The 16,724-nt window shown below is 60.4% G+C and carries 14 protein-coding genes; 3 read left to right on the forward strand and 11 right to left on the reverse strand.

All coding sequences use genetic code 11. The annotated features are described in order from the left end of the window. Positions 1-48: 48 nt before the first annotated feature. Both TU75_RS06790 and TU75_RS06795 read left to right on the forward strand, forming a co-directional pair. On the forward strand, positions 49-1,062 hold the full coding sequence (locus tag TU75_RS06790) for an AI-2E family transporter (RefSeq protein WP_003236152.1): 1,014 nt from the start codon (positions 49-51) through the stop codon (positions 1,060-1,062). Positions 1,063-1,537: 475 nt separating this feature from the next. Further along, entirely contained in the window at positions 1,538-5,404 is a 3,867-nt protein-coding gene (locus TU75_RS06795) for a dermonecrotic toxin domain-containing protein (protein ID WP_060548509.1), read from the forward strand. A gap of 149 nt (positions 5,405-5,553) precedes the next feature. Here the strand turns inward: TU75_RS06795 and TU75_RS06800 are convergent, their stop codons facing one another. Then, the gene (locus TU75_RS06800; RefSeq protein WP_060548510.1) at positions 5,554-6,822 is read right to left on the reverse strand and encodes an Hsp70 family protein; all 1,269 of its coding nucleotides are present in this window, start codon (positions 6,820-6,822) and stop codon (positions 5,554-5,556) included. A gap of 239 nt (positions 6,823-7,061) precedes the next feature. Here TU75_RS06800 and TU75_RS06805 point away from each other — a divergent pair, with 239 nt between their 5' ends. Further along, positions 7,062-8,000: a DnaJ C-terminal domain-containing protein gene (locus TU75_RS06805; RefSeq protein WP_003236147.1), complete on the forward strand. Its 939-nt coding sequence runs from the start codon at positions 7,062-7,064 to the stop codon at positions 7,998-8,000. 33 nt (positions 8,001-8,033) lie between these two features. On the opposite strand, the gene ureC is transcribed toward TU75_RS06805, so the two are convergent. From ureC to urtB, 10 genes are all read right to left on the reverse strand, one after another. Further along, positions 8,034-9,734 (reverse strand): urease subunit alpha, encoded by a 1,701-nt coding sequence (gene ureC, locus TU75_RS06810; protein ID WP_003236145.1) that lies wholly within the window; start codon positions 9,732-9,734, stop codon positions 8,034-8,036. A 111-nt stretch (positions 9,735-9,845) separates the two neighbouring features. Further along, entirely contained in the window at positions 9,846-10,151 is a 306-nt protein-coding gene (locus tag TU75_RS06815) for an urease subunit beta (protein WP_060548511.1), read from the reverse strand. Then, positions 10,148-10,681, reverse strand: a complete 534-nt coding sequence (locus TU75_RS06820; protein WP_060548512.1) for a GNAT family N-acetyltransferase — start codon at positions 10,679-10,681, stop codon at positions 10,148-10,150. Before TU75_RS06820 ends, TU75_RS06815 begins: the two co-directional genes overlap by 4 nt. 5 nt (positions 10,682-10,686) lie before the next feature. Next, entirely contained in the window at positions 10,687-11,199 is a 513-nt protein-coding gene (locus TU75_RS06825; protein ID WP_003236139.1) for a GNAT family N-acetyltransferase, read from the reverse strand. Positions 11,200-11,209: 10 nt separating this feature from the next. Further along, entirely contained in the window at positions 11,210-11,512 is a 303-nt protein-coding gene (gene ureA, locus TU75_RS06830) for an urease subunit gamma (protein ID WP_003171437.1), read from the reverse strand. Positions 11,513-11,673: 161 nt separating this feature from the next. Further along, positions 11,674-12,513 (reverse strand): urease accessory protein UreD, encoded by an 840-nt coding sequence (locus tag TU75_RS06835; protein WP_015373652.1) that lies wholly within the window; start codon positions 12,511-12,513, stop codon positions 11,674-11,676. 30 nt (positions 12,514-12,543) lie between these two features. After that, entirely contained in the window at positions 12,544-13,242 is a 699-nt protein-coding gene (gene urtE, locus TU75_RS06840; RefSeq protein WP_015373653.1) for an urea ABC transporter ATP-binding subunit UrtE, read from the reverse strand. Positions 13,243-13,312: 70 nt separating this feature from the next. Then, a complete protein-coding gene (gene urtD / locus TU75_RS06845) occupies positions 13,313-14,146 on the reverse strand; it encodes an urea ABC transporter ATP-binding protein UrtD (protein WP_032871113.1) in 834 nt (277 codons plus the stop codon). After that, the gene (gene urtC, locus TU75_RS06850; protein WP_060548513.1) at positions 14,143-15,210 is read right to left on the reverse strand and encodes an urea ABC transporter permease subunit UrtC; all 1,068 of its coding nucleotides are present in this window, start codon (positions 15,208-15,210) and stop codon (positions 14,143-14,145) included. The genes urtD and urtC overlap by 4 nt, the downstream gene beginning before the upstream one ends. Next, complete coding sequence (gene urtB / locus TU75_RS06855; protein WP_060548514.1) at positions 15,210-16,712, reverse strand: urea ABC transporter permease subunit UrtB; 1,503 nt, start codon at positions 16,710-16,712, stop codon at positions 15,210-15,212. The genes urtC and urtB overlap by 1 nt, the downstream gene beginning before the upstream one ends. Positions 16,713-16,724: the final 12 nt, after the last annotated feature.

A 16,724-nucleotide genomic window follows, 5' to 3' on the forward strand; every position in this document is an offset into this window, starting at 1 on the left:
ACGCTGGCAGACTGCCCATCCTTTTATCGCCGTTCGTTTTGAGGCTGTATGCCAACGTTTTCTCAGCGTCACGTGATATTGCTGGCCAGCTACATCATCATTTTTGGCGGGTTGTTGCTGGTGCTGCCGCTGAAGCTGCTGCCCAGCCTGCTGGCTGGCCTGCTGGTTTATGAACTGGTCAACATGCTCACCCCCCAACTGCAGCGGCTGATCGAAGGTCGCCGCGCGCGCTGGCTGGCGGTGGCGCTGCTCGGCACGCTGATCGTCAGCGTGCTGGCGCTGATCTTCGCCGGCGCCATCAGCTTTCTGCTGCACGAAGCGGAAAACCCCGGCGCCTCCCTCGACAAGTTCATGGGCGTGGTCGACCGCGCGCGAGGCCAGTTGCCACCGTTCCTCGACGCCTACCTGCCCGCCAGCGCCGCCGAGTTCCGCGTGGCCATCGGCGACTGGCTGAGCAAGCACCTGAGCGAGCTGCAACTGGTGGGCAAAGACGCCGCGCACATGTTCGTCACGCTGCTGATCGGCATGGTGCTCGGCGCCATCATCGCCCTGCAGCGTGTGCCTGACCTGACCAAACGCAAACCCCTGGCCGCCGCGCTGTTCGACCGCCTGCACCTGCTGGTGCAAGCCTTTCGCAACATCGTCTTCGCCCAGATCAAGATCGCCGCGCTCAACACCGCCTTCACCGCGATCTTCCTGGCCGTGGTGCTGCCGCTGTGCGGCATCCACCTGCCCCTGACCAAAACCCTGATCGTGCTGACCTTCCTGCTTGGCCTGCTGCCGGTGATCGGCAACCTGATGTCCAACACCCTGATCACCATCGTCGCGCTGTCGCTGTCGATCTGGGTGGCAGTGGCCGCGTTGGGTTACCTGATCGTGATCCACAAGGTCGAGTACTTCCTCAACGCCCGCATCGTCGGCGGGCAGATCAGTGCCAAGTCGTGGGAATTGCTGCTGGCGATGCTGGTGTTTGAAGCGGCGTTTGGCCTGCCGGGGGTGGTGGCGGGGCCGATTTACTACGCGTATTTGAAGAGTGAGTTGAAGCTCGGCGGGATGGTCTAGGGGGGCAAGGGCCTAGTCTTCGTTGCACTGGCGCTCCTTGCCGGGTGCGCCCCTTCGCATTCGGCCTGGGTCTCCAGCCGAGACGGCTCGAATGGCACACCGCTGGACTCACACATCTGCGCAAAATCGCCGGGTAAGTGTTCGGATTCGCTCTGGTCGCCTGCCAATCAGAACAGGGTATTTGACCGCGTCGTGGAGGAGGGACGGGCAAGAGCTATTACATTACGAGGATACGCGACTGTCGTTATTCCGTCTGGGTGCACGAGGACAGGGTGATCAAGTACTGGCGGTATGAGACGGAAAACACCGCAAGCTGCTACATTTTTTGAGGCGGCCGCTTGCCGGGGTGCCGATGCGCTTTTTTACAGGCGGCTACAGGCAGGTATTAATGCTATGTGCTGCAGTTATTTAGTTATTTCGTGGCCGAATCAGTGGGTACATTTGATTTAAATCAACGGTATTCAAAGGTGGCGGAATGTCCGGTATTAATGTTTCTAAAGATAATGATCAGGCGTTAGTTAAGGGCGTGGAGGCGATGGTGCATGGCGACCTTATTAATATCGTGGCGACCGCAGTTCCGGCGTGTCTGTTAACCGCTTCGACACAGACGCAGGGTGCTTTCAAGAATCTGAAGGTGTCCATGCCCGACTGGTGGGCGTCGGCTACTCGTGAGGAGCGCGCAGTTGCGGTCACTTACGTCGAGCAAAGTATAAAAACACACACTGAATACAGCGACGCGATTCGAGCAGTCAAAAGTCTCAACGATTTTGCAGCCCCGCTTTTGAAAAAAGAAATCAAAAAAGTTTTCGCCCTTGACCTGGATGTTAATCAGGTTTGGCTTGAGTTATATAGCCATGTCGGGGTGTTTCAGGATTACAGGGTTGAGTGTTTTTCGTTGTTAGAGGCTGCGCTTCATAATTTTGAACCCGCTGAGGAACGCTCGCGCGCGTTTTATATTAGTCAGTTTTTTAACTATAAAAGTTCAGGTGTTCGCAATGGAGTCAAAGGGCTGGATATCACGAAATTCGTCACGTTGTGTCGACGGCTTGATCTTGGTAAGAAGTACCAGCAACACATAAAAGAACAGTTGGGCTGGATTGACCCAACGCGACCTGCCACTGAGAAAAATGCCTTTATTCAGTACCAAAAAGCCTCGCTCAAGGCCGCCAGCTACATTGCCCTTTTGAAAAAAGATATTGAGCAAAAGCACTACCAGGCGTTGCTCTCGGTGATCAATCAGGAGAGTGATGTGAAGGTCGATGGCAAGCCGCTCTGGTTTCGTGGCTTGAGTTTCATGAAGATGAACCTAAGTGATTGTCTGGTGTTTCAAATTGCCGAAAAGGACCCAAACTGGTTCATGGATATGCTGTGGCCCCTGGTGGACAAGGACTCGGGGGCGGGTTTTATTGTTTATATCCCGGACGACCCTGATCATCCTGTCAAATACTACACCTCGTTGACTCAACTTAAGGCGCGGCTGACGTTGCAACTTCTGCGCAGAGACGAAATCTCTTCAACGGCCGCCCCCTCGCCCTATCAACAGTTCCTCAGCCGGTTCGTCGCACACAGGGCTCGCCCGGCTTTTTTGACTTACTTTACCGAACAGTTACCACGCAGTAGCTTTTTCGATAACCGGGTACATGAGCGACGTCAAAAAACGCAACTGGATTTTTTGCTGCAATTTTATCCACTCGGCCCTGCGCGAGATCCATGGGAAGACGGCGTTGACCTCTGGGCCTGTTTGTACAGACACCGGCGAGACCGACTGTTGGCGGATGCTGGTAGCCAAGCCGTGCCTACCGAGGAGGCTGATGCGCAAGGCCGTCGCAAGTGGCTGGCAGAATTGCTGGATGATTTTGTGACCATTGTCGGCATGGCCGCCTTTGTTGTTCCCCCGGTGGGTGTGGTGCTTTTGGGGGTTACGGCGGTTAACTTGATGAATGAGGTGTTGGAAGGTATCGAAGACCTTTCCATGGACGATAGGGAAGCGGGCTGGGCGCATATACTCGGAGTGGTCGAGGGTGTGATGAATATTGCGTTGACCGGCTTGGCGCTTGATTACGTGATGGCCGAAGAAATGAGCGCGTTCAAACCCGTGACGCGACCTGATGGAAGTAAACGGTTATGGAAACCTGATCTTTCCAGGTACCGCAGCGATGTATCGCTGGAGGGCATCGAACCCAACTCACGCGGGCAGTATGAGGTCGGTGGAAAAACATATGTACGGGTGGCGGGTGACACCTATGAGCAACGCCTGGACCCGACGCTTGGCAAGTGGCGCATCAACCACCCGACGGATGAAGGCGCCTATCAGCCGGTGCTCGATGAAGGCGCCAGTGGCGGAGTTTGGCAGCACGCCATGGATGATGCGCAGCCTGGCCCCAATACGCAGCAAAACCCAGTGTCATCGGAGCCAGTCGTCGATGTGCCCCAGACTGATGCCCCTGTGCCGACGCCTAACGTTCCTTCGGAAACGGATTCAGCACCTGCCCATTTGCGATACAGCGAGTATGCGGTGGAGCCATCAGCGATCGCCACGCTCACGCCCAATGAGCGGGGAATCTACCGTAGTAAGGATGGGCAGCGTTTCTTCATTCGTGAGACTAGAGAAGCAGGGGGCGAGTATGTTTATCAGATTCGCGACAGTTTCAATCTCAACGCCGACATCCTTGACGTCAATATTGTCGACGGTTCGACGAACCGGCAAACGGGGTACTGGCTACGACGTGTCGGTCCCGATCAGTGGGAGTCAATCGGGTTGGATGGAGGCGTTGGTCCGAGCCGTTTGATCAATGCAGGCGATGTGCGTGAGTGGAACGCTTTGCCCGCAGCCGCCCGCGCAGGCACTTCACTGCGCAAATTTGCCCGGCGCCGAGGGCTTTTTTACCCGACATTCAATCGCTATGTATTGGTGGATGGAGCGATTACACCGGAGGGGCAAGCGTTCCTCAACAATGCCCAAGCGCCTCGAGTGAGCGTGACTGCCGAACACCTGATTGAATGGGAGGGCATGTCGGCGCGAGAGCGGCATGAAACGACTCGCGAAGGTTTTGCCAACCAGCATTTGATCGATACTGAGTCACTCATGGCACACATCGCTCAGGATGGCTCGGTCAATGACGTAGGGAAGATGTTGCTCAAGCATGCGGGAGGTGGGGCTTATACCCGGATAACCAGTGACCATCTGGCTCAATGGAAAACGCTGTATGAAACCTCGGGTGCCAACGTGACAGCCAGTGAGTTCGCATTGCGTAATGACCTGAATCCTGTGCTGTGGGGCGACTACGTCAAACCCGACGGCAGCTTCACCAAGGCGGGCCTGCTTAAATTCGCCTTTGAACCCGCTGCTTATAATCCGCTCACGAATGCTCATCTTGCGAGGTGGTGGGAGCTTTCTGATACGCCTGCTAATAGTGTTTCGATGCAGGCCTTCGTCGAGCGCAACCAGATTGACCCAGCCGTTTGGGCACGTTATGTCGATGTGAACGGAAAGTTCACGGTTGAAGGCCGGCATCAGTTGATTTTCGGTGACGAAATGCCCTCGGGCTCAGGCTCTTTCGCGCCTGAAAGTGGGAGCAATAGACCGTTTATGGCACGTAAAAGTGCGAAAGTGGGCGTCAAGCGTTCCGCGCAAGGCGCTGGTTCCAGCAACATCAAGGTACCTAAGAAAGATGTGCGTGCGGGTTTTTCGGGTGACGCGAATTCGCCACTATTTGGCCATGAAATCAATAACGACCTGCCTATCCTGCAAGATCCGAATGATGTCACGCGTAGTCTCACAACGCAGCTGGAAGGCGACGTTGATGAAATAGTGGTGACTTACTGGAACCGTTTGCTGGCCGATGTTCCGACGCAGGAGCGGCTCAGGCTGCAGGAAAAAATCACTTGGGAAGCCCGTGACTGGGTTCGAGACGAAGGGCACCATAAGGTACGTTTTGACAGCCTGATGAAGGTCGCGAAGCTGAACGGGGGGCCGGAACGCGGCCTGTCGGTGATCGCACGCCGCAATATCAAACGATTCGAAGTGCTGGGCCCCTATTCAGGCAAGTTGCACCAGGGTGATAAGACGCTGCTTAAGGAGATTGCAGCCAAGGGGCACAAGGCGGTGGAAAGTTATTCGTTCTCCACGTTTTCCAATGATGGAACCCAGAGTGCCTACGGGAGCGGTAATACGCTAAGCCTGATCAACAGTCACGTTGCTCCGGGTCGGGAGTCGTTGGGGGCTGATAATGTCTCGAGCATTAGCTTTGGTCGTTACATGACATTTTTTGTGGCATGGAGTGATATTGAGAAGGGGGCGGAATTGCTGTTGGACTATGGCCCTGCCTACAAGTGGGATTGAGTGCCGGCGTGCAGGCAGAGGAAACCAAGGAAACGCCGAAGTAGGCGCATATTTCCGATAGATCGTAATGTTTGCACAGGAGGGGACTTGATTTGTGTTGGCCGGTTTTGGGGCCGCTACGCAGCCCCGCGCAAGCAAGCCCCCTCGTGTCAGTGGCCGTAGCGCTTGCTCGCCTCAATCGCCAACCCACTGCCGATACTGCCAAAGATATTCCCTTCCACATGCCGCGCATTCGGCAGCATCGCCGAGATGCTGTGGCGCAGCGCCGGGATGCCGCTGGAGCCGCCGGTAAAGAACACCGTGTCCACCTGCTCAACGCTCACCGAGGCGTCATTGAGCAATTGCGTGACACTGCCGCGCACGCGCTCCAGCAAATTGTCGATGGACGACTCGAACAGTGCCCGGCTCAACTCCACGCTCAGGCCTTTTTCGATGCGGTCCAGCGCCACATGGCGGCTGTCCTCATGGGTCAGCTGGATCTTGGTTTCTTCCACTTCCATCGCCAACCAGTGCCCGGCGCGCTGTTCGATCAACTTGAACAGGCGGTCGATGCCGCCGGTGTCTTCGATGTCGTAGCGCATGCTGCCCAGGGCCAACTGGGATTTTTGCGAGTACACCGAGTTGATGGTGTGCCAGGTGGCCAGGTTCATGTGGTGGCTGGTGGGCATGTAGGCGCCGCTCTTCATGCGGCTGCCGTAGCCGAACAGCGGCATCATGCCCTGCAGGCTCAGTTGCTTGTCGAAGTCGGTACCGCCGATGTGCACGCCGCCGGTGGCGAGGATGTCGCTTTGGCGGTTGTCGTTGTGGCGACGGTCCGGCGACAGGCGCACCAGCGAGAAGTCCGACGTACCGCCGCCGATGTCGACGATCAGCACCAGCTCTTCTTTCTGAATGGTCGACTCGTAGTCGAACGCCGCCGCAATCGGTTCGTACTGGAACGAAATGTCCTTGAAGCCAATGGCACGCGCCACGTCCACCAGGGTGTTTTCCGCTTCCTGGTCGGCCATGGGGTCGTCGTCGACGAAGAACACCGGGCGGCCCAGCACAACCTCTTCGAACTCACGACCCGCAGTGGCTTCGGCGCGGCTCTTGAGCTGGCCGATAAACAGCGCCAGCAGGTCGGTGAACGGCATGGCCGTGCCCAACACGCTGGTGTCGTGCTTGATCAGCTTGGAACCCAGCAGGCTCTTGAGCGAGCGCATCAGCCGGCCTTCGTAGTTTTCCAGGTATTCGTGCAGGGCCAGGCGGCCGTACACCGGGCGACGCTCCTCGAAGTTGAAGAACACCACCGACGGCAAGGTGATCTTGTCGTCCTCCAGCGCAATAAGCGTCTCCTCGCCGGGGCGGATCCAGCCGACGGTGGAGTTGGACGTGCCGAAGTCGATACCGCAGGCACGGGCTGGGGATGAGTTTTTCATGTCTATCGGGTTCCGGTCGAAAAACGGCCGCGCAGTGTATGCCAGTCGAGAGCGGATGCGTAGGCCGACCATCCGTTAAATAGTGCTTGAAACGGCGCGATTCGCCCCCACATCTGCTGCATACGGCACGCGCCGATAACACTTTGACGCACCCCCCGTGCACACCACTCAACACGTGCAAACCATCGCACGGTGTGGAACGGGCGGTGCGATCTCGATTTAAGGAAGGTGAACCGCCGATGGATTTCAAAGACTACTACAAGATTCTGGGTGTCGAGCCGAGCGCCGATGACAAGGAAATCAAGGCCGCTTATCGCAAGCTCGCGCGCAAATATCACCCGGATGTGAGCAAGGAAAAAGACGCCGAGTCCAAGTTCAAGGACGCGTCCGAAGCCTATGAGGCCCTCAAGAGCGCCGACAAGCGCGCCGAGTACGATGAGCTGCGCAAATACGGCCAGCATGGCCAGCCGTTCCAGGGCCCGCCGGGCTGGCAGAGCCGTGGTGGCTTTGGCGGTGGCGCGGGCACTGAGGATTTCTCCGACTTCTTCAGCTCGATCTTCGGCAATCGCGGCGACGGTTTTGGCGGCGGTCAGCGCCGTCCTGCCGGCCGTAAAGGCCAGGACGTGGAGATGCAACTGACGGTCTCGTTGGAAGAGACACTGTCCACCGAGTCCAAACAGATCAGCTTCCAGGTGCCGCAATACGACGCTTCGGGCCGGCATGTGAGCAACACCACCAAGAGCCTGAACGTGAAGATCCCCGCCGGCGTGGCCGACGGTGAGCGCATTCGCCTCAAGGCCCAGGGCGCGCCTGGCATCGGCGGCGGTGCCAACGGTGACCTGTACCTGATCATCAAGTTTGCCCCGCATCCCAAATTTGAAGTGGACGGCAACGACCTCATCATCAACCTGCCGCTGGCGCCTTGGGAGTTGGCGCTGGGCACGGAAGTGGCGGTGCCGACCCTTACCGGCAAAATCAACCTCAAGGTGCCGGCCGGCAGCCAGAACGGCCAGCGCATGCGCGCCAGGGGGCATGGCTTGCTGAACAAGGCGGGGGAGCGTGGTTATCTGTTCGTGCAGCTCAAGGCGGTGATGCCCAAGCAGGCTGACGACGAGACGATCGCGTTGTGGCAGGCGCTGGCCAGGAAAGCCAGCTTCAACCCGCGCGAGAACTTCTAAGGCGCCTCACTGCCGGTGCGAGCACGGCGAGTGTCAGAACAGAAAGTACCGCTGCGCCATCGGCAGCACGTCGGCCGGCTCGCACCACAGCAACACGCCGTCAGCCTTGACCTGATAGGTCTGCGGGTCCACTTCGATATCCGGCAGGTAATCGTTGTGGATCAGGTCGGATTTCTGCACGTTGCGGCAACCCTTGACCACCGCAATCTGCTTTTTCAAACCCAGGGCCTCGGGCAAGCCGGCGTCCTGCGCGGCCTGGCTGATAAAGGTCAGGCTGGTGGCGTGCAGCGAGCTGCCGAAACTGGCGAACATCGGACGATAATGCACCGGCTGCGGCGTTGGAATCGACGCGTTGGCGTCGCCCATCAAGCTTGAGGCAATCGCGCCGCCCTTGAGAATCAGGGTCGGCTTGATACCGAAAAACGCCGGACGCCACAGCACCAGATCCGCCCACTTGCCCACTTCGATCGAACCGACGATATGGCTCACACCGTGGGTGATCGCCGGGTTGATGGTGTATTTGGCGATGTAGCGCCTGGCGCGAAAGTTGTCGTTGCCAGGGCCGTCGCCGGGCAGCGGGCCACGCTGTTTTTTCATCTTGTCGGCGGTCTGCCAGGTGCGCGTGATCACTTCACCGACGCGGCCCATGGCCTGGCTGTCGGAGCTGATCATCGAGAACGCGCCGAGGTCGTGCAGGATGTCTTCGGCGGCGATGGTCTCGCGGCGGATGCGGCTTTCGGCGAAGGCCACGTCTTCGGCAATGCTGGGGTCCAGGTGATGGCAGACCATCAGCATGTCCAGGTGTTCGTCGATGGTGTTGCGCGTGAACGGCCGCGTCGGGTTGGTGGAGCTGGGCAGCACGTTGGGGAAACCGCAGGCCTTGATGATGTCCGGCGCGTGGCCGCCACCGGCGCCTTCGGTGTGATAGGTGTGAATGGTGCGGCCCTTGAGCGCAGCCAGGGTGGTTTCGACAAAGCCTGACTCATTGAGCGTGTCGCTGTGAATCGCTACCTGCACGTCGTATTGATCGGCGACACTCAGGCAATTGTCGATGCTCGCGGGTGTGGTGCCCCAGTCTTCATGCAGCTTCAAACCGATGGCGCCGGCCTTGACCTGTTCGATCAAGGGTTCGGGCAGGCTCGCGTTGCCCTTGCCGGTGAAACCGATGTTCATCGGGAACGAATCGCTGGCCTGGAGCATGCGCGCCAGGTGCCAGGGGCCCGAGGTGCAGGTGGTGGCGTTGGTGCCGGTGGCCGGCCCGGTGCCGCCGCCGATCATGGTGGTGACACCGCTGGTCAGCGCCTCTTCGATCTGCTGCGGGCAGATGAAATGCACATGGCTGTCGATGCCGCCAGCGGTGAGGATCATGCCTTCGCCGGCAATCACTTCGGTGCTGGCGCCGATGGCCATGGTCACGCCGGGTTGAATGTCCGGGTTGCCGGCCTTGCCGATGGCGTGGATACGACCGTTCTTGAGGCCCACATCGGCCTTGACGATGCCCCAGTGATCGATGATCAGCGCGTTGGTGATCAAGGTGTCGACCACTTCGTGGGCGAGCAACTGGCTCTGGCCCTGGCCGTCACGGATCACCTTGCCGCCGCCGAACTTGACCTCTTCGCCGTAGACGGTGAAGTCCTGTTCCACTTCGACGAACAGCTCGGTGTCGGCCAGGCGGACCTTGTCACCGACGGTGGGGCCGTACATGTCGGCGTAGGCTTGGCGGCTGATTTTCATAGGGGTGTCCTGAATAATGTGTGTTGAATATGAAATCGTTATCGCAGGCAAGCCAGCTCCCATAGGGGAATGCATTTCAACTGTGGGAGCTGGCTTGCCTGCGATGAGGCCCTATAGGTTGCCCATGATCCGGCCGGCAAACCCAAACACCCGTCGCCCACCGCTCAAATCCACTAACTCAATGTCGCGACTCTGCCCCGGCTCAAAGCGCACTGCCGTGCCCGCCGGGATATTGAGGCGCATGCCACGGCTCGCCGCACGGTCAAAGGTCAGCGCGTCGTTGGTTTCGAAAAAATGATAGTGCGAGCCCACCTGAATCGGCCGGTCGCCGCTGTTGGCCACGCTCAGCGTGACAGTGCGGCGGCCGACATTCAGCTCGATCTCGCCCGGCTGGATTTGATATTCACCAGGAATCATGCAGGTTGCCCCAGGGTCTTGAAGTAGATGGCGGTCGGGCTGTAGCGCCCGTCCGGGCTTTGGCAGTAGTCGGGCAGTTCACCGACTTTGGTGTAGTGCAGCGATTGGTAGAAGGCTTCCGCGCCGGAGCCAGCCTCGGTGTCCAGGAACAAGAGGCCGCGCCGGTGCTGGCGCGCGGCGAGTTCCAGAGTGTTCATCAATTGCTGGCCCAGGCCATGGCGGCGCGCAGTGCTGTGTACCAGCAGCTTTTGCACTTCGGCGCGGTTGCGGCCGTTGGCTTTCTGGCACAGCGCCAACTGCACGCTGGCGATCACCTGCTCGTCGCGCACCACCACCCACAGCAGCAGGCTCTGGTCTTCGATGCTGGCCTGTACGCCGATCAGGTAGGCGCGCGCCTGGGCCTCGTCGAAATCGGCCATGAAGCCGACCGAGGCGCCATGGCGCACCGCGTCCAGCAGCAGCTCGACCAACCCCAGGCGGTAATGGGCAAAGCTTTCAGCATTGACTCGACGCAGGTGCGCAGCACTCATCGATGTCACTCCTTGGGCGGTTCGGCGCCCGGGTTCAAGGCCAGTTGCATAAAGGTCAGGTCCAGCCAGCGGCCGAACTTGATACCCACTTGGGGCATCTGCCCGGTGGTGATGAACCCCACGCGTTCATGCAGGTGGATCGACGCCAGGTTGCCGCTTTCGATGGCGGCGACCATCACGTGCTTACCGCAGGTGCGCGCGCGTTCGATCAGCGCTTGCATCAAGCGCGGGCCGAGGCCTTTGCCGCGCTGGTCATGGCGCACGTACACCGAGTGTTCGACGCTGTAGCGAAAGCCTTCAAAGGGCCGCCAGTCGCCGAACGAGGCGTAGCCGGTGACTTCGTCGTTTTCGATGGACACCAGAATCGGGTAGCCCTGGGCCTGTCGCGCCTGGAACCAGGCTTGGCGGTTGGCCAGGTCCACCGGTTGTTCGTTCCAGATGGCGGTGGTGTTGAGCACCGCATCGTTGTAGATGGCGCGGATCGCCGGCAGGTCGCTTTCAATGGCATCACGAATCATGGCCGGTTTCTCACGCGATGGGCTGGTGGACGGTGACCAGCTTGGTGCCGTCCGGGAAGGTCGCTTCCACCTGGATATCCGGGATCATCTCCGGGATGCCTTCCATCACCTGTTCACGGCTGAGCAGGGTGGTGCCGTAGTGCATCAGGTCCGCTACGGTGCGGCCATCGCGCGCGCCTTCCATCAAGGCGGCGGAAATGTAGGCGATGGTTTCCGGGTAGTTGAGCTTCACTCCACGCGCCAAGCGGCGCTCGGCCACGAGGCCTGCGGTGAATATCAGCAGTTTGTCTTTTTCCCGTGGGGTCAGATCCATGGTTCAAGGTCCTTCAAAAAAGCATTCTTAAATACAACGAAGATCCCCTGTGGGAGCTGGCTTGCCTGCGATACAGGCGACTCGGTGTCTCTGATGTACCGAGGTGATGCCATCGCAGGCAAGCCAGCTCCCACAGGAAGACAGGCTACATATTGGGATCTTCATGTGCTCCAGATTCTCGGTGCTACCGCTTCCCGTCCCAGCACCGCCGGGCGCAGCAAACGCCATAAATCAATCAACCAGGCCCGCGCCAGCAGCGCTTCACTGGCCAGGCAGCGGGCCACCAGCAGATCGGGCAGTTGGGTCAGGTCGCCGCGCACCGCATGGGGCAGGGCGCGGCAGGCTTCAAGTAATTCAGGATCGATGTCGCCGGTGAGCAGCAGGGTGGCGAACACCGGTTGCCCGTCCAGCCCAATCGGTGAGTCAAGCAACCCATCGCCGCCCACGATGCGCTGGCGCTCATGCCAGAGCAACTGGCCGTCGCGGCGGATATCCAGGTGCGATTGAAAGTGCCCGAGGTCGAAGCGCTCGCCACTGGCCGGGCGGCCAAGGGCGACCACGTCCCAGTAGAACAGCCGGGCGTCGCCGTGCAGCTCGATACGCGTGGTGAGTTCGGCCTGGGCGGCGCTGAACACGATGGTTTCCTGGGGCAGCCATTCCAGGGTGGCGCCGGCTTCAACGGTCAATTCCAGCTGCTGAAACGCCGGACCGCCCGCGCGGTACCACTTGGCTGCGCCGGGGCTGGTCAGTTGCGCCCAGGCACCTTCGCCAACGTGCGCGCGGATATCCAGGCGATCACCGCCGGCAATACCGCCTGGCGGGTGCACGATGATGTGCTGGCACACTTCGGGGCCTTCGGCGTACAGGTGTTTTTGCACGCGCAGCGGGCCGATGTGCCTGCGCAGCACCGGGCGCGTGGTATCGCCGAAACGCGCGTAGCCGAGGTCCAGCGCGGCGTGCCAGCTGGGGGTGAACAGGGCAGGGGAAACGGGCAGGTTCATGGTTTTTGCTTAATGTCGGGACGCCACAGGTTAGATGGTTACGAGGCCGCGTACACCCTCGCTGTGCATATTTTCGCCACGGCCCTGCTGCACGATTTCACCCCGGGACATCACCAGGTACTGGTCGGCCAATTCGGCGGCGAAGTCGTAGAACTGTTCCACCAGCAAAATCGCCATATCGCCGCGTGCCGCGAGCTTCTTGATCACCGCGCCAATCTCCTTGATTACCGATGGCTGGATACCTTCGGTGGGTTCATCGAGAATCAGCAGGCGCGGGCGGCTGGCCAGGGCGCGGCCGATTGCCAATTGCTGTTGCTGCCCACCGGACAAGTCGCCGCCGCGTCGATGTTTCATTTGCAGCAACACCGGGAACAACTCGTAAATGAAGGCGGGCACCTCTTTGGCCTCGGAACCGGGGAAGCGTGACAGGCCCATCAACAGGTTTTCCTCCACCGTCAGCCGACCGAAAATCTCCCGGCCCTGGGGCACGTAGGCAATGCCCGCGTGCACACGCTGGTGCGGCTTGAGACCGGTGATCGCCTTGCCTTCCCAGTTCACCGCACCTTCTTTGGCCGGCAGCAAACCCATCAGGCACTTGAGCAGGGTGGTCTTGCCCACGCCGTTGCGTCCGAGCAGGCAGGTGACTTCGCCGATCTTCACGTCAAACGAAAGCCCGCGCAGGATGTGGCTGCCGCCGTAGTATTGGTGCAGTTTGTCGACTTGCAGCATGTTCAAATTCTCCTCAAATCGCGCTGGTGTCTGGCCTCTGTGGCGAGCAGGCGTGCATACCACCCACTGTTCAGCGACCGAGGTAAACCTCGATCACCCGCTCGTTTTCCTGTACCTGTTCCAGCGACCCTTCGGCCAACACGCTGCCCTGGTGCAATACGGTGACGTGATCGGCGATCGCGCCGACAAAGCCCATGTCGTGTTCCACCACCATCAGCGAATGCTTGCCCGCCAGGCGCTTGAACAGCTCGGCGGTGAACTCGGTTTCGGCATCGGTCATGCCCGCCACTGGCTCGTCGAGCAGCAACAGTTGCGGGTCCTGCATCAGCAGCATGCCGATTTCCAGAAACTGTTTTTGCCCGTGGGACAGTAAGCCGGCCGGGCGCTGCATCGAAGCGGTCAGGCGAATGGTATCGAGCACTTCCTCGATGCGGTCCTTCTGCTCGCCACTCAGGCGCGCGCGCAGGCTGGCCCAAACCGACTTGTCAGTCTTCTGCGCCAGCTCCAGGTTTTCGAACACGCTGAGCGCTTCGAACACTGTGGGCTTCTGGAATTTGCGGCCGATGCCAGCCTGGGCGATCTGCACTTCGCTCATGCGGGTCAAGTCCAGGGTTTCGCCGAACCAGGCCTTGCCGTGGCTGGGGCGGGTCTTGCCGGTGATCACGTCCATCAGCGTGGTCTTGCCCGCGCCGTTGGGGCCGATGATGCAGCGCAGTTCGCCAACGCCGATGTACAGGTTCAGCTCGTTGAGCGCCTTGAAACCATCGAAACTGACGCTGATGTCCTCTAGCGTCAGGAGGGTGCCGTGACGGGTATTGAGGCCCTTGCCTGCGGCTTGGCCGAGGCCGATGGCATCGCGGCCGCTGCCCGCATCGAAAATAGGTTCCAGCATGACGTTCCTCATTTTTTCAGCAGCCCGATCACGCCCTTGGGCAGGTACAGGGTGACGATGATGAACAGCGCCCCGAGGAAGAACAGCCAGTATTCCGGGAAGGCCACGGTGAACCAGCTCTTCATGCCATTGACCACGCCGGCGCCGAGCAACGGCCCGATCAGCGTGCCGCGTCCGCCCAGCACCACCCACACGGCGGCTTCAATCGAGTTGGTCGGCGACATTTCGCTGGGGTTGATGATGCCCACCTGCGGCACATACAACGCGCCGGCCAGGCCGCACAACACCGCGCTCAACACCCACACGAACAGCTTGAAACCGCGCGGGTCGTAGCCGCAGAACATCAGACGGTTTTCGGCATCGCGCAGGGCGGTCAGCACCCGGCCGAACTTGCTCTGCGCCAGGCGCCAGCCGATGTACAGGCTGGCGATCAGCAGCAGCACGGTGCTGATGAACAGCACCGCGCGGGTGCCGGGCTCGGTGATGCCGAACCCGAGGATGCTGCGGAAATTGGTAAAGCCGTTATTGCCGCCAAAGCCGGTCTCGTTGCGAAAGAACAACAGCATTCCGGCAAAGGTCAGCGCCTGGGTCATGATCGAGAAATACACGCCCTTGATGCGCGAGCGAAACGCGAAGAAGCCGAACACCAGCGCGAGCAGTCCGGGCGCCAGCACCACCAGGCACAGGGCCCAGAGGAAGTGATTGGTGCCGACCCAATACCAGGGCAATTGGGTCCACGACAAAAAGGTCATGAACGCCGGCAGTTCATCGCCAGCGGCCTGGCGCATCAGGTACATGCCCATGGCATAACCGCCCAGCGCAAAAAACAAACCGTGACCGAGGGACAGCATCCCTGCGTAGCCCCACACCAGGTCCAGCGCCAGGGCGACAATGGCGTAGCAGAGAATCTTGCCCACCAGCGTCAGGGTGTAGGCCGACACATGCAGCGCGTTATCGGCAGGCAAAAGCGACAGTAGCGGCAGCGCCAGCAGCACAGCGAGGATCACTGCACCGACGGCAATCGTCACTCTGGGGCCGGCCTTTTGCGTGGCCGTGAGCATCAATGGCTGGTTCATCAGTCGATCACCCGTCCTTTCAGTGCGAAGAGTCCCTGCGGACGTTTCTGGATAAACAGAATGATCAGCGCGAGGATCAGGATTTTTCCCAGCACGGCGCCGATCTGCGGTTCCAGAATCTTGTTGGCGATGCCCAGGCCAAACGCGGCCATGACGCTGCCGGCCAACTGGCCGACGCCGCCCAATACCACCACCAGGAACGAGTCGATGATGTAGCTCTGGCCCAGGTCGGGGCCGACGTTGCCGATTTGACTCAGCGCTACGCCGCCCAGGCCTGCGATGCCCGAGCCGAGGCCAAAGGCGAGCATGTCCACGCGCCCGGTGGGCACGCCGCAGCAAGCGGCCATGTTGCGGTTCTGGGTGACGGCGCGCACGTTGAGGCCCAGGCGCGTCTTGTTCAGCAGCAGCCAGGTCAGCACCACCACGAACAGCGCGAAGGCGATGATCACGATGCGGTTGTAAGGCAGCACCAGGTTGGGTAGCACCTGGATGCCGCCCGACAACCACTCCGGGTTCGACACTTCGACGTTCTGCGCGCCGAACACCAGGCGCACCAGTTGGATCAGCATCAGGCTGATGCCCCAGGTGGCGAGCAGGGTTTCCAGCGGGCGGCCATAGAGGTGACGAATCACCGTGCGCTCCAGCGCCATGCCGATGCAGGCGGTGACGAAGAATGCCACCGGCAGCGCAATCAGCGGATAGAACTCAATGGCGGCGGGCACGCAGCGCTGCATCAGCAACTGCACCACATAGGTGGAGTACGCGCCGAGCATCAGCATTTCGCCGTGGGCCATGTTGATCACGCCGAGCAGGCCGAAGGTGATCGCCAGCCCCAGCGCGGCCAGCAGCAGGATCGAGCCCAGGGACATGCCGCTGAAGGCCTGGCCGAGAATCTCGCCGACCATCAGCTTGCGTTTGACCTGGGCCAGGCTGGTCTCGGCGGCGGTGTGCACGGCGGCATCGGTTTCCACGCCGGGGGCGAGCAATGCTTCAAGGCGGGTACGGGCCAGCGGGTCGCCGGTGCCGCCGAGCAGGCGCACGGCGGCCAGGCGCACCACCGGGTCGCTGTCGACCAGTTGCAGGTTGGCCAGGGCCAGGCTGAGAGCGGTGTGCACGTTCTCGTCGGTCTCGGCGGCGACCTGCTGGTCGAGGAATTTGAGTTGCGCAGGCACGGCGCTTTTTTGCAGGGTACGGGCGGCCGCCAGGCGCAGCTTGGGGTCGGCGGCGAGCAATTGCTGGCTGGCCTGTACGTTGTCGATCAGGCCGCGCAGGCGGTTGTTCAGGCGCACGGTTCTGGTTTCGCCGTTGAGGGTGAGCTGGCCTTGTTGCAGGGCGTCGACCAACTCGATGCGCGCCGGGTCAGGCTGGGCGGCCCAGTTCTGCAGCAGCTTGGCTTGCTGCATCGGGTTAGCGTTGATGAAGTCTTCGGCGTCGCTGGCGTGTGCGGCGAGGGGCAGCCACAGCAGGGCGGCGAATATAAGGCGGTGCAGGGCAGTGGGCATAGTCTTGGGCCT

The sequence above is a fragment of the Pseudomonas poae genome, assembly GCF_001439785.1.
Classification (GTDB): domain Bacteria; phylum Pseudomonadota; class Gammaproteobacteria; order Pseudomonadales; family Pseudomonadaceae; genus Aquipseudomonas; species Aquipseudomonas poae.

Excerpts from the sequence above, each read along its gene's own strand:
- TU75_RS06790 (WP_003236152.1), top strand. The coding sequence starts at position 49 with ATGCCAACGTTTTCTCAGCGTCACGTGATATTGCTGGCCAGCTACATC.
- TU75_RS06795 (WP_060548509.1), top strand. The coding sequence starts at position 1,538 with ATGTCCGGTATTAATGTTTCTAAAGATAATGATCAGGCGTTAGTTAAG.
- TU75_RS06800 (WP_060548510.1), bottom strand. The coding sequence starts at position 6,822 with ATGAAAAACTCATCCCCAGCCCGTGCCTGCGGTATCGACTTCGGCACG.
- TU75_RS06805 (WP_003236147.1), top strand. The coding sequence starts at position 7,062 with ATGGATTTCAAAGACTACTACAAGATTCTGGGTGTCGAGCCGAGCGCC.
- ureC (WP_003236145.1), bottom strand. The coding sequence starts at position 9,734 with ATGAAAATCAGCCGCCAAGCCTACGCCGACATGTACGGCCCCACCGTC.
- TU75_RS06815 (WP_060548511.1), bottom strand. The coding sequence starts at position 10,151 with ATGATTCCTGGTGAATATCAAATCCAGCCGGGCGAGATCGAGCTGAAT.
- TU75_RS06820 (WP_060548512.1), bottom strand. The coding sequence starts at position 10,681 with ATGAGTGCTGCGCACCTGCGTCGAGTCAATGCTGAAAGCTTTGCCCAT.
- TU75_RS06825 (WP_003236139.1), bottom strand. The coding sequence starts at position 11,199 with ATGATTCGTGATGCCATTGAAAGCGACCTGCCGGCGATCCGCGCCATC.
- ureA (WP_003171437.1), bottom strand. The coding sequence starts at position 11,512 with ATGGATCTGACCCCACGGGAAAAAGACAAACTGCTGATATTCACCGCA.
- TU75_RS06835 (WP_015373652.1), bottom strand. The coding sequence starts at position 12,513 with ATGAACCTGCCCGTTTCCCCTGCCCTGTTCACCCCCAGCTGGCACGCC.
- urtE (WP_015373653.1), bottom strand. The coding sequence starts at position 13,242 with ATGCTGCAAGTCGACAAACTGCACCAATACTACGGCGGCAGCCACATC.
- urtD (WP_032871113.1), bottom strand. The coding sequence starts at position 14,146 with ATGAGGAACGTCATGCTGGAACCTATTTTCGATGCGGGCAGCGGCCGC.
- urtC (WP_060548513.1), bottom strand. The coding sequence starts at position 15,210 with ATGAACCAGCCATTGATGCTCACGGCCACGCAAAAGGCCGGCCCCAGA.
- urtB (WP_060548514.1), bottom strand. The coding sequence starts at position 16,712 with ATGCCCACTGCCCTGCACCGCCTTATATTCGCCGCCCTGCTGTGGCTG.